The organism is Dyella marensis, assembly GCF_900112865.1.
GTDB lineage: Bacteria > Pseudomonadota > Gammaproteobacteria > Xanthomonadales > Rhodanobacteraceae > Dyella_D > Dyella_D marensis_A.
In genome coordinates, this window is sequence record NZ_FONH01000014.1 from 38,924 (window position 1) to 63,917 (window position 24,994).

Annotated in this window: 27 protein-coding genes and 1 tRNA gene; 13 read left to right on the top strand and 15 right to left on the bottom strand. The window is 68.2% G+C overall.

The window, feature by feature from the left end:
* Positions 1 to 174: 174 nt before the first annotated feature.
* From BM172_RS16070 to ftsY, 8 genes are all read right to left on the bottom strand, one after another.
* On the bottom strand, positions 175 to 420 hold the full coding sequence (locus BM172_RS16070) for a hypothetical protein (RefSeq protein WP_035324200.1): 246 nt from the start codon (positions 418 to 420) through the stop codon (positions 175 to 177).
* 55 nt (positions 421 to 475) lie between these two features.
* A complete protein-coding gene (locus BM172_RS16075; RefSeq protein WP_026636789.1) occupies positions 476 to 904 on the bottom strand; it encodes a type II toxin-antitoxin system HicB family antitoxin in 429 nt (142 codons plus the stop codon).
* Positions 905 to 922: 18 nt separating this feature from the next.
* Complete coding sequence (locus BM172_RS16080) at positions 923 to 1,099, bottom strand: type II toxin-antitoxin system HicA family toxin (protein WP_081805322.1); 177 nt, start codon at positions 1,097 to 1,099, stop codon at positions 923 to 925.
* A 394-nt stretch (positions 1,100 to 1,493) separates the two neighbouring features.
* Positions 1,494 to 1,569: transfer RNA gene (locus tag BM172_RS16085), tRNA-Phe, on the bottom strand.
* A 72-nt stretch (positions 1,570 to 1,641) separates the two neighbouring features.
* A complete protein-coding gene (locus BM172_RS16090) occupies positions 1,642 to 1,920 on the bottom strand; it encodes an oxidative damage protection protein (RefSeq protein ID WP_026636788.1) in 279 nt (92 codons plus the stop codon).
* Between the two features lie 11 nt (positions 1,921 to 1,931).
* Complete coding sequence (gene mutY, locus BM172_RS16095) at positions 1,932 to 2,978, bottom strand: A/G-specific adenine glycosylase (protein ID WP_026636787.1); 1,047 nt, start codon at positions 2,976 to 2,978, stop codon at positions 1,932 to 1,934.
* The gene (locus tag BM172_RS16100; protein ID WP_331279780.1) at positions 2,975 to 4,060 is read right to left on the bottom strand and encodes an AsmA family protein; all 1,086 of its coding nucleotides are present in this window, start codon (positions 4,058 to 4,060) and stop codon (positions 2,975 to 2,977) included. Before BM172_RS16100 ends, mutY begins: the two co-directional genes overlap by 4 nt.
* Positions 4,061 to 4,074: 14 nt before the next feature.
* Positions 4,075 to 5,217, bottom strand: a complete 1,143-nt coding sequence (gene ftsY / locus BM172_RS16105) for a signal recognition particle-docking protein FtsY (protein ID WP_081805321.1) — start codon at positions 5,215 to 5,217, stop codon at positions 4,075 to 4,077.
* Positions 5,218 to 5,321: 104 nt separating this feature from the next.
* Here ftsY and rsmD point away from each other — a divergent pair, with 104 nt between their 5' ends.
* The 10 genes from rsmD (at position 5,322) to glpK (ending at position 15,144) form a co-directional block, all read left to right on the top strand.
* On the top strand, positions 5,322 to 5,882 hold the full coding sequence (gene rsmD, locus BM172_RS16110; protein WP_026636785.1) for a 16S rRNA (guanine(966)-N(2))-methyltransferase RsmD: 561 nt from the start codon (positions 5,322 to 5,324) through the stop codon (positions 5,880 to 5,882).
* Between the two features lie 69 nt (positions 5,883 to 5,951).
* A complete protein-coding gene (gene coaD, locus BM172_RS16115) occupies positions 5,952 to 6,455 on the top strand; it encodes a pantetheine-phosphate adenylyltransferase (protein WP_026636784.1) in 504 nt (167 codons plus the stop codon).
* Between the two features lie 153 nt (positions 6,456 to 6,608).
* Positions 6,609 to 7,112, top strand: coding sequence for a hypothetical protein (locus BM172_RS16120; RefSeq protein ID WP_026636783.1), 504 nt, complete (start codon positions 6,609 to 6,611; stop codon positions 7,110 to 7,112).
* A 131-nt stretch (positions 7,113 to 7,243) separates the two neighbouring features.
* Positions 7,244 to 7,501, top strand: coding sequence for a YfhL family 4Fe-4S dicluster ferredoxin (locus tag BM172_RS16125; protein ID WP_026636782.1), 258 nt, complete (start codon positions 7,244 to 7,246; stop codon positions 7,499 to 7,501).
* A complete protein-coding gene (ggt, locus tag BM172_RS16130) occupies positions 7,498 to 9,234 on the top strand; it encodes a gamma-glutamyltransferase (protein ID WP_035324197.1) in 1,737 nt (578 codons plus the stop codon). The genes BM172_RS16125 and ggt overlap by 4 nt, the downstream gene beginning before the upstream one ends.
* A 69-nt stretch (positions 9,235 to 9,303) precedes the next feature.
* Positions 9,304 to 10,158, top strand: coding sequence for an MBL fold metallo-hydrolase (locus BM172_RS16135; RefSeq protein ID WP_026636780.1), 855 nt, complete (start codon positions 9,304 to 9,306; stop codon positions 10,156 to 10,158).
* Positions 10,155 to 11,183, top strand: coding sequence for a TMEM43 family protein (locus BM172_RS16140; RefSeq protein WP_026636779.1), 1,029 nt, complete (start codon positions 10,155 to 10,157; stop codon positions 11,181 to 11,183). The genes BM172_RS16135 and BM172_RS16140 overlap by 4 nt, the downstream gene beginning before the upstream one ends.
* Before the next feature lie 43 nt (positions 11,184 to 11,226).
* Positions 11,227 to 12,726 carry a glycerol-3-phosphate dehydrogenase gene (glpD, locus tag BM172_RS16145; RefSeq protein ID WP_026636778.1) on the top strand — a complete coding sequence of 500 codons (1,500 nt, stop codon included), beginning with the start codon at positions 11,227 to 11,229 and terminating at the stop codon, positions 12,724 to 12,726.
* 57 nt (positions 12,727 to 12,783) lie between these two features.
* Positions 12,784 to 13,632 (top strand): MIP/aquaporin family protein, encoded by an 849-nt coding sequence (locus BM172_RS16150; RefSeq protein WP_035324195.1) that lies wholly within the window; start codon positions 12,784 to 12,786, stop codon positions 13,630 to 13,632.
* Between the two features lie 12 nt (positions 13,633 to 13,644).
* A complete protein-coding gene (gene glpK / locus BM172_RS16155; RefSeq protein WP_026636776.1) occupies positions 13,645 to 15,144 on the top strand; it encodes a glycerol kinase GlpK in 1,500 nt (499 codons plus the stop codon).
* 199 nt (positions 15,145 to 15,343) lie between these two features.
* Here the strand turns inward: glpK and BM172_RS16160 are convergent, their stop codons facing one another.
* The 7 genes from BM172_RS16160 to BM172_RS16190 all read right to left on the bottom strand — a co-directional run bounded on the left by BM172_RS16160 (position 15,344) and on the right by BM172_RS16190 (position 23,162).
* Positions 15,344 to 16,618: an EAL and HDOD domain-containing protein gene (locus BM172_RS16160; RefSeq protein WP_231504258.1), complete on the bottom strand. Its 1,275-nt coding sequence runs from the start codon at positions 16,616 to 16,618 to the stop codon at positions 15,344 to 15,346.
* 90 nt (positions 16,619 to 16,708) lie between these two features.
* Positions 16,709 to 17,152 (bottom strand): flagella synthesis protein FlgN, encoded by a 444-nt coding sequence (locus BM172_RS16165; RefSeq protein WP_026636774.1) that lies wholly within the window; start codon positions 17,150 to 17,152, stop codon positions 16,709 to 16,711.
* On the bottom strand, positions 17,149 to 17,457 hold the full coding sequence (gene flgM, locus BM172_RS16170; RefSeq protein ID WP_026636773.1) for a flagellar biosynthesis anti-sigma factor FlgM: 309 nt from the start codon (positions 17,455 to 17,457) through the stop codon (positions 17,149 to 17,151). The genes BM172_RS16165 and flgM overlap by 4 nt, the downstream gene beginning before the upstream one ends.
* 81 nt (positions 17,458 to 17,538) lie before the next feature.
* Complete coding sequence (gene flgA / locus BM172_RS16175) at positions 17,539 to 18,222, bottom strand: flagellar basal body P-ring formation chaperone FlgA (RefSeq protein WP_026636772.1); 684 nt, start codon at positions 18,220 to 18,222, stop codon at positions 17,539 to 17,541.
* Positions 18,219 to 19,529: a methyl-accepting chemotaxis protein gene (locus BM172_RS16180; RefSeq protein ID WP_026636771.1), complete on the bottom strand. Its 1,311-nt coding sequence runs from the start codon at positions 19,527 to 19,529 to the stop codon at positions 18,219 to 18,221. Before BM172_RS16180 ends, flgA begins: the two co-directional genes overlap by 4 nt.
* 204 nt (positions 19,530 to 19,733) lie before the next feature.
* On the bottom strand, positions 19,734 to 21,308 hold the full coding sequence (locus BM172_RS16185) for a filamentous hemagglutinin N-terminal domain-containing protein (RefSeq protein ID WP_026636770.1): 1,575 nt from the start codon (positions 21,306 to 21,308) through the stop codon (positions 19,734 to 19,736).
* A 153-nt stretch (positions 21,309 to 21,461) separates the two neighbouring features.
* On the bottom strand, positions 21,462 to 23,162 hold the full coding sequence (locus BM172_RS16190; RefSeq protein ID WP_051549131.1) for a ShlB/FhaC/HecB family hemolysin secretion/activation protein: 1,701 nt from the start codon (positions 23,160 to 23,162) through the stop codon (positions 21,462 to 21,464).
* Between the two features lie 307 nt (positions 23,163 to 23,469).
* Between BM172_RS16190 and flgB the strand changes: the two genes are divergently transcribed.
* Genes flgB through BM172_RS16205 form a run of 3 tightly spaced genes read left to right on the top strand, consistent with a single transcriptional unit; the run spans position 23,470 to position 24,959 of the window.
* Entirely contained in the window at positions 23,470 to 23,868 is a 399-nt protein-coding gene (gene flgB, locus BM172_RS16195) for a flagellar basal body rod protein FlgB (protein WP_026636769.1), read from the top strand.
* Positions 23,868 to 24,287, top strand: a complete 420-nt coding sequence (gene flgC / locus BM172_RS16200) for a flagellar basal body rod protein FlgC (RefSeq protein WP_026636768.1) — start codon at positions 23,868 to 23,870, stop codon at positions 24,285 to 24,287. The genes flgB and flgC overlap by 1 nt, the downstream gene beginning before the upstream one ends.
* 18 nt (positions 24,288 to 24,305) lie before the next feature.
* Positions 24,306 to 24,959, top strand: a complete 654-nt coding sequence (locus BM172_RS16205) for a flagellar hook assembly protein FlgD (RefSeq protein WP_026636767.1) — start codon at positions 24,306 to 24,308, stop codon at positions 24,957 to 24,959.
* Positions 24,960 to 24,994: the final 35 nt, after the last annotated feature.

The following is a 24,994-nucleotide window of genomic DNA, read 5'->3' on the forward strand; positions in this document are numbered from 1 at the left end:
TCTCGCCAGTACTGGCCATCCCCGGCAGGCAGGAAAGGTGGCCCGCGACGAAGTCGGGCTGGCAAGGGGGCACGTGCAACACACCTCGCCGCGGGCACGTGAGCATGGTGCCGGGGCAGGTATCGCCGGTGAATCAGATAAGTCCTAGATGGCCTGCCGCAATCCAGCGTCGGATCAATGCATGAGCCGCTGCAGATACGTCACCACGTCCTCCTCCGGGAGGAAGGTGAGCACATCGTCGAGCTTCAGGCCGTACTTGCGCTTGATGCCCATGAATTCGGTCTTGGCCAGCGCCATGCGCTGTTCCGGATTCAGCTGGGCGAGTTCGTCGCGCGACAGCGGCGCCGAAGGCTTGCGGTCGACGGCTGCGAGTTCTTCCTGGAACTGACGCCAGATGTCGTCAGAAATGCGAGTGGGCATTGCTGCGGAAATTCTCATCGAGAGGGAGGGAAGGGAAGAGCCACATCAGCGGATGTTATCGATGGATGATGGCCTGGGCGCCGCGCACCAGGATGCCGCTGCGCGACTCGCCCGGATGCTCGGCGACATAGCGGTCGATCATCTTGAGCAGCGGCTCCGGCACCGTGATGTTTACGCGGACGGCTTTCGCCGTGAGCCTGGACGTATCCACATCGATGACGTGCCAGACCCACCTGGCCGGCGGGAAATGCTTGGGGCCGCCTTTGGGATCCTTCCCGGAAACCAGGTCGGCAACATTCGACGCGTCGGGAAAATCCTTTCCTTCGTTCACCATGTCTTCGATCGCGAACAGAATGGCCTCTTCGGCATTCCGCAGCGCTTCGTCCAGCGTGTCGCCAGCGCTGAATACGCCGGGAAAGTCCGGAACGACGACGCCGAAGGCGGTCTTATCGTTGCCGGTTTCGATGACGACGGGATAACGCATGGGTACCTCTTACCGGTTTCAACATCCGGCTTGTTTCAGTATCGCAGCGACCAATCCCTTGCCCAGGTCCTTCTTGGGGTGGGGAATGATCACCGTAATGTTGGCCGCATTGCGGAGCTTATGGTGACTGCCGCGAATGCCGATGACAGCGAAGCCTCTGGACTTGAGGAGTTTGAGCGGGTCGGCACTGTTCATGGATTTATACACACGTAGTGTGTATTGGTCAACGGATGGGGACGAGGATCGAGCAGGCTAGAGGGAAGGGCCGATCGATCCGCGCCACAAGCCGTTCTTTTGGGCTTGTGCTTACGTTGTCCTGGAACAGGCCGCGGTCGTGCAGGAATGGCGGCGTGACATTGGGATATGCCGAAGGCATCCGCGCATTCCCACGCCCCATGAAATCGACGACCGGGCTTCCGGTTCCAGCGTGCGATGACGCCAGGCGTTGCCGAATGCACCGCTTGGTTATCGCGCGGATACGAGACACAGGCATGCCACACCGCTCATGGATTGAGCGATCGAGTTTTCAGCAAGTGTGGGAGTTTTTAGCGCGGCTGCTTCGGCGTAACGCTGGAAAGCCGCTTGAAAATGGTGGCCGAGGACGGAATCGAACCGCCGACACGGGGATTTTCAATCCCCTGCTCTACCAACTGAGCTACTCGGCCAGAGTGCGAATGACCGCGACGGTCATCGGTACTGCGTGGAGCCGCGCATTAAACCGGAGTTCGCACCAGCCGTCAAGAATCCTGCTCCGGTGCGACATAGCCTTCCGGCCGCGCCACGTCGCCGCCGAACAGGAATTTCTCCATTTCCTCGCCGAGGAACTTGCGCGCCTTCGGATCCAGCGGATTGAGCCGGTATTCGTTGATCAGCATGGTCTGGTGCGCCAGCCATTCCTGCCAGGCCGGCTTGGAAATCTCCGCGTAGATGCGCTGGCCGAGCGCGCCGGGCCAGGGGGCGAAGTCCAGGCCTTCGGCCTCGATGCCGAGCTTGGCGCAGCGGACGGTACGGCTCATGCGGGATTCCTCTAGAGACTCAGCAGCAGGGTGCGCACGGGGGCGGGCAGGCCCAGCGCGGCGAGGTCGCCGGGGTCGCACCAGCGCAGCGCGGGATTATCGGCGATCGCCCGGTGCGCTGTCGCGCCGTCGAACAGCAGCGGCTCGACCTGCAGGCGGTAATGGCTGAACACATGCACGAACGGAACGAGCGCCTGCGCATCGTCGATGCGCGCCAGCTGCTGCGCCTTGCGCCATGCGTCCTCGGTGCCCGTGGCTTCGGGCAGGCTCCACAGGCCGGCCCATACCCCTTGCGGTCCACGGCGCTCCAGCAGCACGCGCTTGCCGGTATCGCGCAGCAGCAGCATCACGGTGGAGCGCGTCGGCACGGTCTTGCCGGGCTTCGCGCTGGGTAGTTGCGCGGTGAGGCCATCGCGTTGCGCGACACAGTCCGCGGCGACGGGGCATTCCGCGCATTTCGGCTTGGAGCGCACGCACACCGTGGCGCCGAGATCCATGATCGCCTGGGTGTAATCGGCGACGCGCGCCGTAGGCGTATAGGCGTCGGCATGCCGCCACAGTTCCTTCTCGATCGCACTCTGGCCGGGATGGCCATGGATGCCGAGATGGCGCGTCAGCACGCGCTTCACATTGCCGTCGAGGATGGGCAAGCGCAGCCCATGCGCCTGCGCCAGGATCGCGCCCGCGGTGGAGCGGCCGATGCCGGGCAGGGCGGCCAGCGCCTCGAACTCGCGCGGCAGCTCGCCGCCGTGCTGCTCCACGCACAACTGCGCGGCCCGATGCAGGAAGCGCGCGCGGCGGTAGTAGCCCAGGCCGGACCACAGCGCGAGCACGGTGTCCTCTTCGGCCGCCGCAAGGTCGCGCAGCGTGGGCAGCGCGCCGACGAAGCGCTGGAAGTACGGGATCACCGTGCTCACCTGGGTCTGCTGCAGCATCACTTCGGACAACCACACGCGGTACGCATCGCGCGGATGCTGCCAGGGCAGGTCGTGGCGGCCATGGCGGTCGAACCACGCCAGCAGCCGGGTGGCGAAATCGTGCTTGACGGGTTGGCTCATTTCGGTGCGCGGGGCGTGGCGGTCTTGCTGTCGGCGGGCGTGGCCGCGGATGTCGCGGGCGCGACGCCGGCCTTGATGCTCAGGCCTTCGATGCTGATGCCGCCGGTTTCGAGCTTGGCGATCTCGGCGGTGCCGGTGCCGGGCGGCACGCTGAGGTGCGGATCCTGCGGATGGTTGAGCTGCGACCACCAGTCGGCCAGCGCCAGCGGCGGCAGGCGCAGATCGGCGTGATTGCCCGGGCCGTCGAGCTTGATCCCCAGCAGCAGCGGATCGACCTGGTTGGCCGGGGTCAGCACCAGCGAGGTGTCGTAGACGCCGGCCTCGGCGTGGTCGAGCTTGCCGCGCAGGCGCAGCGAGGCATCGGCGGCGCCGTGCCAGTGCGCCTCGCCGGCGAGCTGCAGGGTCAGCGTGCTGCCCTGCGAGAAATGCACGCCGATGGCGTCCAGCTGCAGCGTGTCGCCCTTCAACCGCGGCGTCGCGGACAGATCCAGCTGCAAGGGTTCGCCCGCGGCGTCCTTGGCGGAAATCGACAGCGGGAACGGCTGGCCGGAAATCAGGCTGCCGGCGTCGAGCGAGACGTCGCCCAGCAGCAGTTCGTTGCCGCGCACCAGGCTGCCGCGGGTAACCCGCACGCCGGCGTCGATGCGCGGGATCTGCGGCGGCTCGCTTGCGTTGCGCGGCGGCAGGCTGGCCAGCCAGGCTTCCAGGGCGTCCAGGTCCATGCGCGGCGAATCGATCTCCAGTCGCGAAATCGCCGTCTCCTTGCCCAGCAGCGCGCGCCACGGCAGCTGCAGGCGGCCGCGTGCGGCGAGCAGGATCGGCATGCCCGCGCCCTTGGCGCTGAGGGTCAGTCCCTGCAGCTCCAGCGCGGGGCGCGGGAACAGGGTGGGGCTGGCCGGGCTGGCCAGGTTGAGTACCAGGCCGGCATTGCTGGCCTCGCGCTGCAGCAGTGCGGTGAAGCGGTCCGGCTGCAGCAGCAGATAGAGCGAGACCACCAGCGTGAGCAGGGCGGCGAGCGCCGCGCCTGCGATGCTCCAGAGGGCGATGCGCAGCCAGCGCGGCAGGCTCACTCGCAGTCGCATGGCCGGGACATTCCTCAGGCTCCGATGTCCGCCGGCAGCAGGCCGTCCACATAAGCCTCCGCCTCGAACACGCGCAGGTCCGTGGCGCTCTCGCCCAGGCCGACGTAGCGGATCGGCAGGCCGAACTCGCGCGCCAGCGCGAACACCACGCCGCCCTTGGCGGTGCCGTCCAGCTTGGTCACCACCAGTCCTGTCACGCCCACGATCTGGCGGAACTGGCGCACCTGGCTGACCGCGTTCTGGCCGGTGGTGCCGTCGATCACCATCAACACTTCGTGCGGCGCCTCGGCATCGATCTTCTTCAGCACGCGGGCGATCTTGCCCAGCTCGTCCATCAGGCCGCCCTGGGTATGCAGGCGGCCGGCGGTGTCGGCGATCAGCACGTCGGCGCCGCGCGAGCGGGCCGCCTGCAGCGCGTCGAAGATCACGCTGGCCGAATCCGCGTCCTGGCCCTGCGCGATCACCGGCACGCTGTTGCGCGCGCCCCAGGTCTTGAGCTGTTCCACCGCGGCTGCGCGGAAGGTGTCGCCGGCGGCGAGCATCACCGCGCGGTTCTCGTCGCGGTAGCGGCGCGCCAGCTTGCCGATGGTGGTGGTCTTGCCCACGCCATTGATGCCGACGGTGAGCACGACGTAGGGCTTGCGGCCGCTGACGTCGAGCGGCCGCTGCACGGGGGCCAGCAGCATCACCAGTTCCTTGCGCAGGGCGGCCAGCAGCGCGGCGGCGTCGGCGAACTCGCGCTTGTGCATGCGCTTGCGCAGGTCTTCGACCAGCGAAGTGCTGGCCTCGATGCCGACGTCGGCGGTGATCAGGGTGGTTTCCAGCTCGTCCAGCAGCGCGTCGTCGAGCTTGGGATTGCGGCTGAACAGCGAGCTCAGGCCGCGCGCGAAGGAGCTGCCGGACAGGCGCTCGCGCCAGCTGCGCCTGGCCGGGGCCGCTGCGGCGGCCGGGACTTCAAAGGGTTGCTCTTCGGTCTGGGCTTCGGCCGGCGGCGAGGCTTCCGACAGCGCTTCGCCGAGCGCGGGGTTGTCCAGCGAAGCGGCATCCGCGTCGTGCGGCATGTCCGCCGCCGGGAGCTCCGCCGGAACGGGCGCGGCCTCGCCGGCCGGCGGCTGCGGTGGCGTCTCGGCGGGTTTCTTCTTCCAGAACTTGAGCATTGCGTTGGGGATTCGAAGACAATGCCGCCCATGCTACCACCCCGGACTTTTCCTCCCCGACTCCCAGCCACCGCCCGGCAGGTCCTGGCGCGGCGGCGGTTCATATGAGCGGCGCATCCGGGCGCATCCGCATCATCGGCGGCACCTTGCGCAATTCGCGCCTCGACGTGCCCGACCTGCCTGGCCTGCGCCCCACCGCCGAGCGCGTGCGCGAGACCCTGTTCAACTGGCTGGCGCCGGTGATCGCCGGCGCGCAATGCCTGGACCTGTGCGCGGGCACCGGCGCGCTCGGCATCGAGGCGCTCTCGCGCGGCGCCGGGCGCACGCAATTCGTCGAACGCGATCCGCGTGCCGCGCAGGCCTTGCGCGACAACCTCGTCCGGCTGAAGGCAGCCGGCGGCGAGGTGGCGACCGCGGATGCCGGCGCCTATCTGCACGGCGCCGCGCGTCCGTACGGCGTGGTCTTCCTCGATCCGCCGTTCGCGCTCGAACTGTGGGAGGCGCTGGCACGGCGGCTGGAAGAGGGCGGCTGGCTGGCGCCGTCGGCGTGGATCTACGTCGAATCGCCGCGCGGCAAGGCGCTGGCGCTGCCGCCCGCCTGGCGTCTGCACCGCGAGGGACAGGCCGGCGAAGTGCGCTACGCGCTGCATCGCCGGGTGGCCTGACGCGGACTAGGCGTGGCCGGCGCACGGCTCTAAGCTACCGGTCCTTTTCGCCGCAGCGCCGAAGCCCACGTGAATCCGCCGGTCAATACGCGTCTCGCCGTCTATCCGGGCACCTTCGATCCGATCACCAACGGGCATGCCGACCTGGTCGCGCGCGCCGCGCCGCTGTTCGAGCGCGTGGTGGTGGCCGTGGCCGAGAGCCAGAACAAGGGCGGCAAAGGCCCGGGCTTCAGCCTCAACGAACGCATCGCGCTGGCGCGGCTGGCCCTGGCCGACCTGCGCAACGTGGAGGTGCGCGGCTTCGACTGCCTGCTGGCGGACTTCGTGCGCGAGATCCACGCCGGCGTGATCATCCGCGGCCTGCGCGCGGTGTCGGATTTCGAATACGAATTCCAGCTGGCCAGCATGAACCGCCACCTGATCCCCGGCGTGGAAACGCTGTTCCTCACCCCGGCCGAGCAGTACAGCTTCATCTCCTCCTCGCTGGTGCGCGAGATCGGCCGCCTCGGCGGCGACATCTCCGGCTTCGTGCATCCGGCCGTGCAGCAGGCGATGCGCCAGCGCCGCATCTGAGGGCGCTGTAGTTTGCCGGGGCCGCTCGTGTATGCTCCCGGCCATCCTGCGGACAGGACAGGCATGCCGTGCCGGCTCCCGTCGGCGGCGCCGGAGGGTCCCGTCCTGCGGGGATCCACGTCCAGACTTCCAAAGACTTCCAGGGTGACCACCATGTACAAGTACGCACTCCTTGCCGCCATCGCGCTCGGCTCGCTGGCGCTCGCCGGCTGCAACAAGGGCGAAGACGAAAATGCCGGCCAGGCCACCGCGCAGGCCGCGCAGGTGTCCAAGCCGACGGATCCGAACGACGCCAAGGCATGGAACTCGTACCTCGGCCAGATCGTGCAGAAGAACATGCAGGGCATGACCGCCGATCGCCCGTACCCCTACCTGGTCAACGCCGGCGACAGCGACGACGACAAGGCCAAGCGCGACCGCCAGCTCTCGAACGTGCAGGACACCGTGGCCCGCGGCGTGCTGCCGGGCAACATGCTGGTGTTCGCCGGTCCCGAGTCGGCCAAGACCGCCGACCTGATCATCGAAGCCTTCAAGGATGCCAAGCCGGGCTCGTTCAAGGACGTGATCGTGCTGTTCATCGGCGACAAGGCCGACCAGGAGCGCGTGACCACCGCGCTGCAGCCGACCGGCGCCAACCTGCGCTTCGTGGCGATGTAAGCCAAGGCAGTCCGTCCCGCTGCAAGAACCCGCGGCGTGCGAGCGCCGCGGGTTTTTTTATGGGGCGAAAGCGCCGGCCGGCGGCCGATTGTTGCGCCGCGGCAACCGGCGTTACCGTGTAAACTCGGCCGATGTCCCTGAAAATCCTCGACACCTGCGTCAATTGCGACGTCTGCGAACCGGTCTGTCCGAACAAGGCTATCTCGCTGGGCGAGGAGTACTACGTGATCGATCCGGCGTTGTGCACGGAGTGCGTAGGGCATCATGACGAACCGCAGTGCATCGAAGTGTGTCCGGTCGAATGCATCCTGGTCGACCCGGAGCACACCGAGACGCGCGACCAGCTCGAACTCAAGTACCGCCAGTTGATGAAAGAGGGGCAGGCATGAGGTTTTTGGTGAAGTTGCCGGCGCTGCGCGCCCGCGCCGTGCTGTTGGGCCTGCTGCTGGTCAGTGGTGCCGCCTGTGCTGACAGTCCGCGTACCGTTCCCGCTGCAGCCAAGGCCGCGACCGCCCAGAAGGGCCCGGGCAAGGCCGCCATCGCCAGCGCCAACTTCCACGCCACCGAGGCCGGCCTCGAAGTGATCGCCAAGGGCGGCAATGCGTTCGACGCGGCGATCGCCGTGGCGGCCACGCTGTCGGTGGTCGAGCCGGAAAGCTCCGGCATCGGCGGCGGCTTCATGGCGGTGCTGCATCGCGCCGCCGACGGCAAGCAGATCTTCATCGACGCGCGCGAGACCGCGCCGGCCGCGGTGAACGCCAAGGATTATCTCGCTGCCGACGGCTCGCCCAACCGCGACGCCGCGCTCAACGGTCCGCTCTCCGCCGGCATCCCCGGCGAGCCGGCCGGCCTGGCCTGGCTAGCGAAGCACTACGGCAAGCTGCCGCTGAAGGAGTCGCTGGCCCCGGCCGTGCGCATCGCGCGCGATGGCTTCGAACCGGACAGCCGCCTGCTCAACGCGATCGAGGAACGCCAGAAGGACATCCAGCGCTGGCCCGCCTCGGTGGCCAAGTTCCTGCCCGGCGGCAAGCTGCCGGCCAAGGGCGAGACCTGGCGCGATCCCGGCCAGGCCCGCACGCTGGAGCTGCTCGGCGAGCAGGGCCACGACGGCTTCTATCGCGGCGAGGTCGCGCAGAAGCTGGTCGCCGCCGTGCAGGCCGCCGGCGGCCACTGGACCGCCAAGGACCTGGAGAGTTACCAGGTCAAGGAGCGCGCGCCGATCGTGGTCGACTACCGCGGCTACCGCATCGTCACCGCGCCGCCGCCGTCCTCGGGCGGCGTGGCCGTGGCCGAGATCCTCAATATTCTTTCCGGCTTCGACCTCACCAAGCTGGACGACGCGCACCGCACCCACCTGGTGATCGAGGCGATGCGCCGCGCCTTCCGCGACCACAACGATTACCTTGGCGATCCGGACTTCGTGAAGATGCCGCTGGACATGCTGCTGTCGCCGTACTACGCGGCCGGCCTGCGCCAGACCATCCTGCCGGACAAGGCCACGCCCTCGGCAATGCTGCCGGCCAGCACCGGCGTCGATCCGGGCATGCACACCACGCATTTCTCGGTGATCGACCGCGAGGGCAACATCGTCTCGATCACGCTGACGGTGAACTACACGCTAGGTTCCACCTTCGTCGCCGACGGCACCGGCGTGCTGCTCAACGACGAGATGGACGACTTCGCCCTGGTGCCGGACAAGCCCAATGTCTATGGCCTGCTCGGCAGTGCGGCGAATGCGCCGGCGCCGGGCAAGCGCATGCTGTCGTCGATGACGCCCAGCATCGTGTTCGGCGCCGACCGCGTCGGCGTGATCGGCTCGCCCGGCGGCTCCACCATCATCACCCAGGTGCTGGAAGGCATCATGGCCTTCATCGACGGCAAGGACGCGCTCGGCATCGCCGGACAGAAGCGCTTCCACCACCAGTACATGCCGGACCGCGTCGACGTCGAGGATGGCGCATTCGACGCCGCCACCACCGACGCGCTGGCCCGCATGGGCTATACGCTCAAGCAGCGCTCGCCCTGGGGCTATATGAACGTGGTCACCTGGGACCTGAAGAACGGCAGGCTCGACGCGGCCAGCGATCCGCGCCGCCCGTCTGGGTTGGGCAAGGTGCAGTAAGCAGATTGCCGGTGCGCTGCAAGGGGGCGTACCGGCGCCACGAGACAAGTTGTAGGGCAGGGGATTCCCATGCAGTTGTGGTCGATCACCGGTAATTCTCAGCAGCTGGACGGCGGCGCGATGTTCGGCAACGCGCCGAAAGCATTGTGGTCGCGCTGGATCGCGCCAGACGAACAGAACCGCATCCCGCTCGCCTGCCGCTGCCTGCTGGCCAAGGATCTCGACGGCCGCAACGTGCTGTTCGAGACCGGCATCGGCGCCTTCTTCGAGCCCGCCCTGCGCGAACGCTACGGCGTGGTGGAAGAGCGCCACGTGCTGCTCGAGTCGCTGGCGCAGGCTGGTCTCTCGCACGAGGACATCGACGTGGTGGTGCTCTCGCACCTGCACTTCGACCACGCCGGCGGCCTGCTCGCCGCGTGGGAAGAAGGCGAGCCGCCGGGCCTGCTGTTCCCCAAGGCCACCTACGTGGTCGGCGCCGGGCACTGGCGCCGCGCGCAGCAGCCGCATCCGCGCGACCGCGCTTCATTCATTCCCGAGCTGCAGGCACTGCTGGAAGACAGCGGGCGGCTGGAACTGGTCGACGGCGAATACGCCAAGGCGCTGGGCCGCTCCGTGCGCTTCAGCTATTCGGACGGCCATACGCCCGGACTGATGCTGGCCGAAGTGGGCGGTGTGGTGTTCTGTGCCGACCTGATCCCGGGGCGCTCTTGGGTGCACCTGCCGATCACCATGGGCTACGACCGTTTTCCCGAGGCGCTGATCGAAGAGAAGCGGACGTTCCTGGAAGACAAGCTCGCCCGCGGCATCGAACTGTTCTTCACCCACGACCACGACTGCGCCCTGGCGCGCGTGGTGCGCGACGAGCGCGGCCGCTACGGCACCGCCGACGAGCGACGCGACGTCGCCGGGCTGGTGCGGCCATGAGCGCGCGGCAGTGGCTGGCCGGCCTTGCCGGCGCCGTGCTGGTGCTGGCCGGCCTGGGGCTGGTGGCGATGACCGAGCAGGCCGCGGTCGAGCACAACGTCGCGGCCGAGCGCCACGGCGGGCAGGTGCTGGACGTGCAGGGCGATACGCGTCCGGACATCGGCAAGCACCGCTACATGGTCCGCGTCAGCGGCAAGCTCAACGTGGTGGATGCGCCGCTGGATCCCGAGTTCAACCAGCGCATGTCCACGCCGGTGCTGATCCGCCACGTGGAAATGTTCCAGTGGCGCGAAGTGCGCGTCGGCAGCGACGTGCACTACGAGCAGGACTGGGTGGACCGCCCGATCGACGCCAGCCGTTTCGAGAAGCCGGCCGGCCACGCCAATCCCGGCGCCTTTCCGATCCAGGGCAAGCAGTTCGATGCCGGCCTGGTGAGGATCGGCGGCTATGCGCTGGCCCCGGCGCTGCTGCATGCCTTGCCCGGCGGCGACCTGGTCGGTCCGGACCTGAAGACGCTGCCGGCCAATCTCGCCGCCAGCTTCGCCAGCCACGGCGACTACCTGCTCACCAGCGCCAACCCCGAACATCCGCGCCTGGGCGACCTGCGCGTCAGCTGGGAAGCCGTGCCGGTGCAGGTGCTCACCGTGTTCGCGCGCCCGCAGGGCGACCTGCTGGTGCCCGCCAGCGATGCCGCGGACGGCAAGGGCTACGACGTGCAGGTCGGCGACCGCCGCCTGGTCGACGTGCTGCCGGACGTGCCGGAACCGCCGGTATTCGCCGTCGCGCGCCGCGTGCTCGCCGTGCTGCTGGTGAGCCTGGGCGTGTTCCTGCTGCTGCGCAGCCGCATGTCCGATCACCACGCGCCGCTGATCGCGCTGGGCGCGGGCCTGCTGCTGGCCGGCGCGGTGGCCGGCGTGATGTGGCTGGGCAAGGACCTGCAGGCCAGCGCCTACTGGTTCGTGCTGGCGGTGGCGGGGCTGGCCGTGGTGGTGTGGCGCCTGCACGCGAGGGCGGCTCATCACTGATCCCAAGTCGCTGACGCGAACCAGGCCTGATGGGAATCAAGGAATGACCGAGCAAGTGGATGTGCTGGTGGTCGGCGGCGGCATCAACGGCACCGGCATCGCGCGCGATGCGGTGGGGCGCGGCCTCAGTGTCTGGCTGTGCGAGCAGGACGACCTGGCGTCGCACACCTCCAGCGCCAGCACCAAGCTGATTCACGGCGGCCTGCGCTATCTGGAGCAGTTCGAGTTCGCCCTGGTCGGCAAGGCGCTGGCCGAGCGCGAAATCCTGCTGCGCGTCGCGCCGCACATCATCTGGCCGCTGCGCTTCGTGCTGCCGCACCAGTCGCATCTGCGGCCGGCCTGGATGATCCGGCTTGGCCTGTTCCTCTACGATCATCTGCAGCGCGGCCGCCGCAGCCTGCCCGGCTCGCGCCGCGTGCGCCTGTCGAGGCATGCGGTCGGGCAGCCGCTGCGCGACGAGTTCCCGATCGGCTTCGTCTACTCCGATGCCTGGGTACAGGACGCGCGCCTGGTAGTGCTCAACGCGATGGACGCGGTGCAGCGCGGCGCGCGCGTGATGACGCATACGCGCTGCGTCAGCGCCCGGCGTAGCGGCGAGCGCTGGCTGGCTCGCCTGCAGAGTTCGAACGGCCAGGTCACCGAAGTGGCGGCGCGCGCCCTGGTCAATGCCACCGGGCCGTGGGCGGTCGATTTCCTCGACGAAGTCGCCGCCGAAGGCCACGACCACGGCCTGCGCCTGGTCAAGGGCAGCCATATCGTGGTGCCCCGGCTGTACGACCATCGCTATGCGTACATCTTCCAGCAACCTGACCGGCGCATCGTGTTCGCCATTCCCTACGAGCGCGAGTTCACCCTGATCGGGACCACCGACGTCGAATACCGCGGCGACCCCGCGCATCCGCGCATCGATACGCAGGAGACCGCGTATCTGTGCGATGCCGTCAATCGCTATTTCAAGCGCGGTATCGTGCCCGCCGACGTAGTGTGGAGCTACAGCGGCGTGCGCCCCTTGCTTGACGACGACAGCGGCAAGGCCTCGGAAGTGACGCGCGATTACCTGCTCGAGCTCGAACAGGCCAGGGGCGCGCCGCTGCTCAATGTGTTCGGCGGCAAGCTCACCACCTTCCGCAAGCTGGCCGAGGAGGCAGTGGACCGGCTCGCGCCCCTGCTCGGCAACCGGGAGCCGGCCTGGACCGGCAAGGGCCATCCCTTGCCCGGCGGCGATATCCAGGACCCCGGACGGCTCGCCGAACAGCTGCGCGCCACGCGTCCATGGCTGGGCGAGGCGATGGCGTGGCGGCTGGCGCATACCTACGGCAGCCAGTCGGTGCGCGTGCTCGGCGATGCTGCTTCATTGACCGGACTCGGCGAGCACTTCGGCGCCGATCTCTACGCCAGCGAAGTGGATTACCTGCGCCGCTACGAATGGGCGGGCAGCGCCGAGGATGTGCTGTGGCGGCGGACCAAGCTGGGCCTGCATATCGGCGGGGAAGGCGCGGCGCGCCTGGCGGCCTATTTCGCCAAGGCTGCCGGCGCGGACTGAGGTTTCGATACACGCACCGGGCGCGGGCGCCGCGGTGCCATCCAGGAGAGGGCAGGCATGCGGCAAGCGATCGGTGAATTGATTTCGGAAGCGCTGGCGATGTTCATCATCATCGGCCTGGGCGACTCGGTCGCCTGCATGTACGTGCTGTACGACCCCAGTCCCTACCAGAACGCCTACTGGGGCGTGTGCATCGCCTGGGGCCTGGCGGTGACGATCGCCATCTACGCGACGGCCTCGATCTCCGGCACCCATGCCAACCCGGCGGTGACCTTGGCGCTGGCGATTTTCCGTGGTTTTCCGTGGAAGAAGGTATTGCCGTACACGGTCGCGCAGGTGATCGGTGCCTTCCTCGGCGCGGCCATCGTCTACGTGCTGTTCGGTCCGGTGATCGACCACTACAACCAGGCCCACGGCCTGACTCGCGAAGCGGGCGGCGCGGCGGGCGTGTTCTTCACCCATCCGGGCCTGGCGGTCACGCCGATGCATGCGCTGCTGGACCAGGTGATCCTGACCGCCTTCCTGCTGTTCGGCATCTTCGCCATCACCGAGCGCTTCAACGAGATGGCGCCGGGCGCCAACTCCGGTGCGCTGATGATCGGCCTGCTGGTCGCCACCATCGGCGCCTGCATGGGTTATCTCGAAGCCTGGGCGATCAATCCCGCGCGCGACTTCGGCCCGCGGCTGTTCGCTTTCTTCGCCGGTTGGGGCCAGTCCGCCCTGCCCAGTCCGGACAACTACTGGTGGATACCCATCGTCGGTCCGCTGATCGGCGGCGTGGTCGGTGCCGGTGCCTATCAGTTGCTGGTGCATCCCTTCCTGCCGGCCCGCCTGCGCGAGCTGGAGGCGGCGCGCATGGCCCAGGCCAAGGGCGAGCCGGCTGCTCCTTCCAACCCTGCGGCCTGAGCGAGGCGCTTCATGGACAAGACCTACATCCTGGCGATCGACCAGGGCACGACCAGCTCGCGCGCCATCCTGTTCGATCATGACGGCCATATCGTCGGCACGGCGCAGCGCGAATTCCCGCAGGTATTTCCGCAGCCCGGCTGGGTGGAACACAACCCGCGCGAAATCATGACCAGCGTGCTGGTGACCATGACCGAGGCGATCAACCAGGCCGGGGTGGATCCCGCGCGCATCGCCGGCATCGGCATTACCAACCAGCGCGAGACCGCGGTGGTGTGGGACCGCGAGACCGGCCAGCCGATCCACAACGCCATCGTGTGGCAGTCGCGCCAGACTTCCGAGATCTGCACGCGGCTGCAGCAAGAAGGCTACGACGAGCTGGTGCGCGGCAAGACCGGCCTGCTGATCGATGCGTACTTTTCCGGCACCAAGGTGCGCTGGATCCTCGACCACGTCGACGGCGCGCAGGCACGCGCCGAGCGCGGCGAGCTGCTGTTCGGCACCATCGATACCTGGCTGATCTGGAACCTCACCGGCGGCAAGGTGCATGTCACCGATTACACCAATGCCTCGCGCACCCTGATCTACGACATCTACAAACAGCAATGGGACGACGAGCTGCTGAAGATGCTCGACATCCCGCGCGCGATGCTGCCGGAGGTGAAGTCTTCCAGCGAGATCTACGGGCAGACGTTACCTAAGCATTTCTTCGGCCGCGAAGTGCCGATCGCCGGTATCGCCGGCGACCAGCAGGCGGCGCTGTTCGGCCAGGCCTGCTTCGAACCGGGCCTGGCCAAGAACACCTACGGCACCGGCTGCTTCATGCTGATGAACACCGGCGAGAAAGCCGTGCCGTCGAAGAACGGCCTGCTCACCACCATCGCCTGGGGCATCGACGGCAAGGTCGAGTACGCGCTCGAAGGCAGCATCTTCGTCGCCGGCTCGGTGATCCAGTGGCTGCGCGACGGCCTGCGCATGCTGGGCAAGGCCAGCGACTCGCAGGATTACGCCGAGCGCGCGCGCGACAGCGACGGCGTGTACTTCGTGCCGGCGTTCGTCGGCCTTGGCGCGCCGTATTGGCGCAGCGACGTGCGTGGCGCGGTGTTTGGCCTGTCGCGCGGCACCACGAAAGAGCAGTTCATCCGCGCCGCGCTGGAATCGATGGCTTACCAGACGCGCGATGTGCTCGAAGCGATGCAGAACGACGCCGGTATCGAATTGAAGGAACTGCGCGCCGACGGCGGTGCGATCGCCAACGATTTCATGGCGCAGTTCCAGGCCGACATCCTCGACGTGACCCTGCTGCGGCCGAAGGTGCAGGAGACGACCGCGCAGGGCGCGGCGTATCTGGCTGGCTTGGCGGTGGGCTTCTGGCAGAGCCGCGAGGAGATCGCCCGGCGCTGGGCGGTGGACCGGGAGTTCAAGCCGTCGATGGCGCAGGAGAAGCGCGAGAAGCTCTATGGCGGCTGGAAGAAGGCGGTGCGGGCGACGATGGAGTTCACGCCGGACTGATCAGGGCCTCAACCCCTCAAGTCAGAATCCTTCTCCCACCGGGAGCACGCGGGGAGGGCACATGGATGTGCCCTGCTTTGAGGAGCGAGGAAGGTGGCGGCAGCCGGATGAGGGTGCGGCCGGAGCGGTGCACATCACCCTTGCACTCCGCCCGTACCCTCACCCCAACCCCTCTCCCGAAGGGAGAGGGGCTCTAATCTCAATGCGGCTTCTGCTCCGCAAACGAATGCACATGGTCCGCCCAGCGGATCGCCTCCAGATACGCCGCCGCCATGCGCCGGATATGCTGCGGCGAGGCTTCGCCGCCGCGCAGCTCGCCGGCTTCCCAGCGCTGCACCTGGTCCACCAGCGGCGCGAACGGCCCCTGCTGGTCCAGCAGCGCCGAGCGGATGTCCGGCGCCAGCGGCAGATGCTGCAGCAGCAGTTCCATCGGCGCGCACATCAGGCTTTCCAGCAGGGAGAACAGGCCGGTGGTGAAGGCCATCTCGCGCTGCTCGCGCGACAGGTTCTGCGCCAGCTGTTCGCACATGTGGGCGCGGATCAGCGCGGCGCGCAGCAGCTCCGGCGGCCGGTCGTCCATGCCGCTGAGCGCCATGGTGCTGATCCAGTTGCGCATGCGGGTGAGGCCGAAGAAGATCGCCGCCTGCTCCACCGACTTCAGCTGGCGCGGCAGCGCGAAATAAGCCGAATTCACGCAGCCCAGCAGCTTGTAGCTGAGGATCACGTCGTTGCGGATGATCTGGCCGAGTTCCACCGGGCCGTTGCCTTCCTCGTCCAGCGCGCGCAGCAGGCGCAGCACGCTGAGCCGGTTGGCGCTGAGCACCGGCATGTCCACTTTCTCGGGACGCAGCAGATACGGCCCCTGGACGCCGGCGAACGGCAGGCCCATGCAGCGGTTGCAGGTGTCGTGGTCGTTCACATGGCCGGCCACCACGTGCAGGCCGCGCGCGTGCAGCGCCTCGCAGCGCTCGCGCAGCGCGGCTTCGCCCAGGCGGCTGGCATCCAGGCGCACGTAGCGCGAGAGATCCAGCAGCACGCGCAGCTCGTCGTCGCCGGGCAGGTCGCCGGCGTCGCCTTCGAGATCGAGCAGCAGGGCGCAGCCGCGCGCCGACAGCTGGCGCAGGCGCTCGAGCAGCAGCACGTCGTGAATGGCGCGCGGCGACACCACCAGGCCGATGCGCGGATGGCGCAGCACCTGGTCGGCCTGTTCCAGCACCAGCTCGCGCGGCAGGCGCACGAACACGCGGTTGCCGCGCGCCCACTGGGTGACCGAGCCGTCGATGATGGTGGAGAGCAGGCGATGGCCGAGCGCGCTTTCGCCCTCGCCGTCTTCCTGCAGCAGCAGCTCGTACGCCATCAGCTGGCGGTCGCGGTCGAGCATCGGGATGCGCACCACCGGCAGCGGCGAGCTGGCGGCGGTACCGGCCAGGGCGGCGGCGTGGGCTTGGGCGGCTTCTACAGCGGTATCGGTCATGGACACGTCGGCCAGCGATGGACCTGCAAGGCAGGGCCGTGGATTTCGCCCGCCATACGCGGCGGGTCCTTCAGAAGGGGCTGTTCAAGTTCAGGCTTCCGCCAGCGACAGCGAGCGGTGGTCGATGCGAAGGGTGCCGCCCGGGCCGTACACGCCCGATTCGGCGCCACCGGTCAGTACCGCCAGGGCCTGGCGCACCTGGCGCAGGCGCTGCCCGACGATCTGGCCATTGCTCTGGTTGGCGTGCCGGCAGTCGGCGAGCGTGCTCATCACGCCTTCCCAGGCCGCGCGCTGCGCGGGCGTGGTGGCGGCGACGGCGCGCGCCAGCTGCTGGCGTTCGGCATCCAGTTGTTCAAGGCGATCCAGCTGCGCCTGCTTGTCCTGGCCGGCGAGATGCAGCGCGTCGGCGTCGGCTCGTTCCAGCGCGTCGCGTTCGGCGGCGAGCGCGGCGGTCAGCCGGGACGCGGCCTGGCGCATGTCGCCGAGTACGGCGTCGAATGCGTCGGCCATCTCGTGGCGCAGGTCGGCGCTCATGGCTTGCCGCTGAGCTGACCTTCGAGCGAGACCAGGCGGTCGGCGATCTTGCCGGCGTCGACGCGGTAGCTGCCGTCGGCCAGCGCCTGGCGGATCTGCTCCACCCGCTTGGTGTCGATGGCCGGGGCCTTGTCGCCTGCCGCCTCGGTCAGCGCGCGCGCCGAGTCGGTGAGCTTCACGCTGTCGTCCGCCTGGGCCGCGGGAGCGGTTTCGGTCGCCGGCTGGCTCGCCTGGGCCGGGCTGTTCTGGTTGCCCTTGGCCTGCGGGAGAACCGGCAATCCGTTCGAGGTAATGGTCGTGTTCATGGGGGTGTCCTTAAGGGCTTGTCGACCCTTCAAACCGGTTATCGGCGGCGGGCGGGTGAACTTTAGCGGGGGCGGGCAGGGTCATGGCAGGGCTTCCACCACGCCCGGGTCCCGCACCATGGCGTCCACGGTGCGGCCGGAGCTGTCGTTGCGCACGCGCAGGCGGGCGCCGGTGTCGCCACCGCCCAGCGCCACGCCGGCGGCGCGCACTTCGATGCCGTCCAGGCGGGCGATCAGCTGCACCCGGTCGCCCGCGCGCACGGTCTGGCGGCCGCCGAACGCCGCCGGCGCCAGCACCGCGCCGGCGCCCAGCGGGCGCGACAGCAGGCGGCCGGCGACCTGGTCCAGCTGGTCGATGTAGCCATAGCCCAGCCGGGTGATGTCGCGTTCCTCGCCGCGCACGTCGGCGGCGGTGACGCCGTCGCCGCGCTGCAGCGGCTTGTTCGCCACCAGCACGGCACGGAACAGCTGCAGCTTCACCGGCACCTGCATGCGCCAGCCGGTGCCGGGGCAGCGCACTTCCACGCTCATGCGCGGCGCGGCGCGTGCGCCATCGGGCAAAGAGGCCTGCCAGGGCTGCGCGCAGAGGGGCGGCTGCAGGCGCGTATCCGCCGGCTCGGCCTGGGCCACCACCCGGTTGCCCGGCTGGTCGAAATGCTGGCGCAGCCATTGCTCGGCCACCTGCCGCGGCTCGTCCGCCGCGGCGTGCGCCGTGCCCGCCGCGAGCAGCAGGAGCAGCAACCATGGATGCGCGCGCCGGTTCATGCCTCGGCTTGAGCCAGCAACTGGCCGAGCTGCTGATGGATGGCCTCGCGCTCGCGTTCGACCTGGTCGGACAGCTGCGCGGCCTGGGTGGTCTGGCCCTCGCCGATCAGCCGCACGAAGTTGTCGGCATGGCCGGACAGGCGTTGCCCGGCTTCGAGCAGAGTCGTCGCGGCCGGATGCCCGGCGCGCTGCGCGCCCAGGCGAACCAGGGCGCGGTCGAAGGCGGCGGTGTCGAACCAGCGGCGGTCCAGCGCGGCCGGTTCGTGCAGGGCCAGTTCCATCGCCTGACGCAGGCCCTGGATCGACTCGCGCAGGCTCAGGCTCAGGCTGGCCACCGACGGCGTGTCGACATGGTCCAGCCAGCCCAGGCACAGGCGATGCGACAGCACCGCGGCGCGGTCCAGCGATTCGGCCTGGCGGATCGCCTCCATGCTGCGCCGCTGCAGCGCGCCCAGGGTGGCCTGGGCGGCGGCGATGCGCGCGTTCTGCGCATCGCAACCCTGCTGCGAGCTATGCACGCGCGCGGCGATCGCGCGCAGCGTCTCGCCTTCGCGCTCCAGCGTGCCGGCGGTATGGCCGGCGCGGTCCTGCGCGCGCTCCAGGCGCTGCACGCCCTGGCGCACGTCGCCGTCCAGCTGTTGCGAGAAGGCGCCGATGGAGGCGGTCACCGCTTCGATCTCGTCGGTGGCCTGGGTGGTCTTCTCGGCCAGCTGCTTCACTTCGTCGGCGACGATGGCGAAGCCGCGGCCGGCCTCGCCCGCGCGCGCGGCCTCGATGGCGGCGTTGAGCGCGACCAGGTTGGTCTGGTGCGCGATCTCCTGCACGGTGGAGGTGAGCTTGCGGATCTGCGCGACCTGCTCGGCCAGCTTGCTCTGGTTGCGGTTCATCGCCGACAGCGCGCTGCGCAGCAGGCGCAGCTGGCCATCGAGTTCGGTGACGGTCTCGGCGCCGTGGCGGTTGTGCGCGGTGGCCTGCGCCACTTCCCCGGCGGCCTGCTGCAGGGCCGTCGAGATCCCGGCGCCTTGCTCCGTCAAGCGGCTGACGCTGTCGCGCGCCTCGCCGGTGGCCTGGTGCAGGGCTTCCTGGGCGCGCAGCACGGTCTGCGCCGTGCCCATGACCAGGCTCTGCTGTTCCACCGACTGCAGGGCGATGGCGGCCGGCTCGCGCGGCGCGAGGCGCGCCAGCAGCGGGGCCAGCGCCTCGGCCAGGCGCGGATGGCGGCGCGCGAGCTGCTCGACCCGCTGGGTGTCGCCGCTGGCGGCGGCCTGGGCAAGCTCGGCGAGGTGTTTGGCCGGGATGAGGGTCATGAGTGGAGCGGTCCTTGGGTCTACGCGTCTGCGTAGAGATCGTCTGGATGTGGCGGAACTTGAGGAAGCAAGGGGTGTGCCATGCCGGAGGCGAGCTGTCGGCCCGGTGTCTGCCGGCCGGGCCATAAAAAAAACGGCCGGAGCTTGCGCTCCGGCCGTTCTTCATGGATTCCGATCCGCCGTTTTCGGATCGGTTGCCATCTTTCAGTATGAACGCCACATCGGCCGGCTGTAGCCGTACGAGGCCACGGGGCTCCACGGCGAATACACCGGGCGCGGCTGGTAGTTCACCGGCCGCCACTGCGGGAAACCATAGGACGGGTAGCCGTAGCCATAGCCGTAGGACGGACGATTCAAGGCCGTATTACCGTAGGACGAAGCGCTCGAAGGCGAGTACCCATAGGACGATGACGAATACCCATAGGAGAGCTGGTTGAAGATCGAATTCAGCAGCTGCTGCACGAAGCTGTCCACGGATTCCTGACGGCTCGGCTTCGTTTCCTCGGCAGGCTTGGCCGGTTCCACCGGCTTCGTTTCCGCGACGGGCTTGGCCGGTTCGACCGGCTTTGTCTCCGCGACGGGCTTGGCGGGTTCGGCCGGCTTCGTCTCCGCGACGGGCTTGGCCGGTTCGGCCGGCTTCGTCTCCGCGACAGGCTTGGCGGGCTCGACCGGCTTCGTCTCCGAGACAGGCTTGGCCGGTTCGACCGGCTTCGGCTTCTCGGTTGTCGGCTCCGACCACGAGTTACGGCCCGGCACGCCTGCCGGCCGGGAACCGTTGTTGCCCTCGCTGATGATCGTGGAGAAATTGATGGCGGTATTGCGTCCGGCCGCAAACCACGCATCGCTGGTGGAACGGAACTCCTTGCCCTTGGTGCTGACATCGCGCTTCGCAGCGATGATGCCGTCGTTGGTCAGCGAGGTAGCCACGGCCAGCTGGATGTCGCGATCCGACTTCAACTCACCGCCGGCCTTGACATGCATCGCCCCGCCGCTCTTCATGTCGAGCGTGTTGTCAGCCTTGATCTTGCCGGCGATATTCACGCCAACGCCGGTTTCCGTGCCCACCATGCGAATGGCATTGGCATACATGCCGCCCATGGCGCCCACGTCCAGGGCCACCGTCGGAGCAGTGCCGTCGCCGTCGATACCGCTGATGGAGTCTGCGGCGTCGCCGTAGGCCGCCTTGTTGTGGCCGGTGACCAGGCGCAGATTCCTGGCCTTCAGTTGCGCATTCAGCTCGATGCTGCGCGCCATCAGGTCCGCCATTTCCACGCCGCTGGCATCGATGCCCTTGCCGGAGATGCTGATGACGCCCCTGGCCACGTCGATCGAGGCCACCTTGCCGGCGGCATCCAGCTGCGGGGTACCGGTGGTGAGCGTCACGCGCGAGGCATTGATGAAGCTGGCGCCGTTGGCGGTGATGCCATTGGGGTTGGCAACGATCAGCGCCGCCTGCCGGCCCGCGATTTCCAGCGCGCCGTTCAATTGCGACTTGGCGTTGCCGGTCACCTCCGCAATGATGACGCTGGCCGCGCCGCCGGCGAGGTTGCCGTTGCCGGCGATCTGGCCGGCCAATTGCGAGGTGGCGGCGGTGCCACTGTTATTGAGCACCACACCCTGCGCGCCGACGTCGAACTGGCCGAACTGGTTGTGCGATACGCCCGCGCCGTTCGGCTTGACGATCTCCACCACCGGTACGTTGCCGACCTGGCCTACCGACGGACCGCCGGAAGCGGATACGACCGCCGCCATCGAGCTGATCGGCAAGGCCAGGGCCATGGCCGCGTACAGCTCCCGGCGAGACAGAATGTTTTTGTTCTTTATTGCCATATGAGTGCCTATTGCTGAATACCCCTCTTGGCCGGCCGCCATCCCTGGCCTGCCGGAATACGCAGCCGTCCATGGTGGACGGCCAAAAAAGAGCGGGGGGCCTCAGAGCCGGACGGTCATCCGCAACGACACATTGAAGCCGCCGTCCGACCACGCCTTGGGCTTGCTCAACACGCGGCCGGCCGACAGGTCGTAACCGAAACGGGCCACCTGGCCGCGCAGACCCAGGCTCACGCTGCTGAAGTGCTGGCTGCCCCCATTCGCCAGCGAGGGTCCGCTGAGCCGGGCGGCATCCGCACCAAGGTATGGATTGCCCAGCTTGCTGCCGCTGTTCCACACCACGTCGTTGTGCGAAACCCAGCCGTTCTCGCCGATGAACACGTAGCGGCCGTCGAAGCCGCGCATCGCATAGCGGCTGCTGATCGACAGGTATTGCGTCCACGGCAAGGGCGTGAATGCATGCTGGCCGGAGAGGGTGCCTTCGTAGGTGAAGCGCTTGCCGCCGATGGCGAACGGAGCATTGATGTTGAGGCTGGCGGAAGCCAGTCGATAGCGGCCGTTCCAGTGGGGCTGGCCGGCGACGTAACCGGGGCGTGCAGACCACTCAGGCAGGCCGCCGCGCAGCTCGGCACTGGCCTGCAGAGTGGTCCGGCCCAGATAGCGCAGGTAGTCGTAGCTCACCGCATAGCCGGTGATGTCGCGTCTCTGCACGTCCAGCCTTGTGCTGCCGAGCTTGCCGGAATCGATCCGGCGATTGAGCTGCAGCTTGACCGTGCTGCGGCTGCGCGAGCTGCGGGCGACCACCCGGTCGACGCCCAATTGCACCAGCCGCGTCTTGTTGGCGTAGGCGATTTGCCCGCCTTGCAGCAGGTCGACCGTCTGCCGCGAGGACGAACCGCTGGCGCCGAGCGAGACGTTCCAGTAGCCCACCGGCATCGACCAGTTCAGGCCCAGTCCGCGCGACATCTGTCGACGATTGCCGACATTGAGGTTGTTGCTTTGCGTGAGCAGCAGTAGATCGTCGCGGCCCAGCGGAGCATCCACGATGCCGATCAGGCCGAGCTGGTTCTGGCCGGTGGCGTCCTGGCCGTCGTTGTCGGCGGTCAGCACCGCATGCCAGCGCTCCTTGCTGCGCTGCCGGTCGACCACGATGTCGCTGGTGCCGATGTCGCTGCCGGGTGTCAGGGTCAGGTTCGCCTTTGACTGGCCGGGTACGCGGCGCAGGTTTTCCAGGGCCTGGTCGAGATCGCGCAGGTTAAGCAGGTCGCCTTGGCGAAACGGCAGGGCGTTGCGCGCCTGCAGCGGTTGGCCCGTGGTCTTGTCGATCAGCTTGCCGACCCGGCCTGGAATCACCTGGATGGCGATCCGGCCATCGGCTGGCCGCTGCTCGGGAATGAGCACCATGCTGGTGACATAGCCGCGCTCGATCAGCTGGCCGCCCAGATAGCGCCGCAGTTCCTGCAGTCCCTTCGGACCCAGGCACATGCCGCGAAGCGAAACGGTACCCGGCAGCCAGGGGAAGGGCCGGATGTCGTTCCAGTCCACGTCGGTCGCTACCGTGCAAGCTGTTTCGGCCGGTGCGGCAAAGGCCGCATGCCGGCGCGTCGCCGCGCCCTTGAGCACGCGGCTGTTCTGCTCCACGGCATCCTGTGCGCTGTCCATTTCCCGCCGCAGGCGCCGCTCCACTTCCTGCCCTTGCTGCACGGGTGCCGCGTCCTGCGCCTGGGCCATGCCGGCGCAGGCCATGCCACAGGCCAGCGCAAGCGCCAGGCTGGAATGGTGTAGGAAGAGACCGCGGCGCATGAGGGGGCGTTGGACATCGGGACAGCCAAAAGTCTGTGGCGACACGCCGCTCAATCCTTAATGAATGTTCAAAGGGCGGCGCAGTGTGCGAGAGCGGTTGGTGACAGGCGTCCGGATTTTTCCGGACTTGGCGACCTCCGCCGATGCCCTTGGATCAGCCGCGCCTGACTGCGTCGGAATTCCGACGCGCTCGGCGGATGGATTTCGCCGCATCCCTGCAAACCCAGTCCCCACAAGGCTTCGCGAGGCCATGGCATGCGTTTTGCTCAAGACCTCCGGCGGACTTTCCGCGCGGAGCTTTCAGGCCATGAGCCAGATCAACGACAAGCTGTTCGGCATCCACACCCAGGCGCTGGGCCTGTGGCAGAAGCGTGCGGAAGTGCTGGCGGGGAATCTGGCGAACGCGGATACGCCGGACTACAAGGCGCGCGACGTGGATTTCCGCCAGGCCCTGATGAGCGCCGGCGCCGACGGCAAGCTGCCGCTGGCGGCGACGGAAAGCGGACACATCGATCCGGCCATGCAGGCGAACGACCAGCTCGCCTATCGCGTGCCCTTGCAGCCCAGCATGGACGGCAACACGGTCGACACGCAGGTCGAGCAGGCGAACTTCGCCGCCAACAGCGTGCACTACCAGGCCAGCCTGTCCTTCATCACCGCGCAGATCCACATGCTGCGCACCGCCATCACCGGAGGGCAGAGCTGATGTCGCTGTTCAAGATCTTCGACGTCGCCGGCTCCGGCATGGCGGCGCAGTCGCTGCGGCTCAATACCGTGGCCAGCAATATCGCCAATGCCGACAGCGTGGCCGGCTCGCCGGAAGCGGCGTACCGCGCCAAGGAACCCTTGTTCGCCACCGTGCAGCGCAACCTCGCCGCCAAGGACCAGGAGGGCGCGCAGGGCGTGCAGGTACTCGGCGTCACCGAGAGCCAGGCGGCGGTGGAGAGCCGCTACGAGCCGGGCAATCCGCTCGCCGACGGCGACGGCTACGTCTATGCCAGCAACGTCAATCCAGTGGACGAGCTGGTCAACATGATTTCCGCCTCGCGTTCGTACCAGAACAACGTCGAGGTGATGAACAGCACGCGTCAGCTCATGCAGAAGACGCTGGACCTAGGCAAGTAAGGCGGAACCGACGACACCATGGCCGACATCGCGATCAATAACACCACCGGCTCCTCCGCTTCGCAGGCGGTGCAGAGCAGCAAGGGCAGCACGCTGAGCCAGGCGGATTTCCTCAGCCTGCTCACCCAGCAGATGCGCAACCAGGATCCGACCCAGCCGATGGATTCCTCGCAGATGGTCAGCCAGCTCGCGCAGATCGCGCAGGTCTCGGCCACCCAGTCGCTGCAGACCTCGTTCGACACCTTGAGCACCGCGCTGCAGGGCAACCAGCTGCTGCAGGCGAGCGACCTGGTCGGACGCAATGTCACCGTGCCGTCCAATGCCGCGAAGCTCGAGGGCACCGCCGGCGTCGACGGCGCGATCAATGTCGGCACCGGCGGCCAGACCGCCTCGGTGCAGATCATCGACACCGCCGGCAACGTGGTGCGCACCATCGACCTGGGCAAACCCGACGTCGGCCTGGCCGACTTCCACTGGGACGGCAAGGACGAGAACGGGCAGCCGCTGCCGGACGGCACCTACGGCATCAAGGCGCAGGTCGGCACCACCGCGGTGCAGGCCTATGTCAGCGGCAAGGTCGACAGCGTCGGCATGGCGGGCGAGCAGGGCGCTTATCTGCAGGTCGCCGGTTTCGGCGGCGTGCTGTTGAACCAGGTCGCACGCATCGACTGATCCATCGGGGGCCGGGCGGCCCGCACACACAGTCT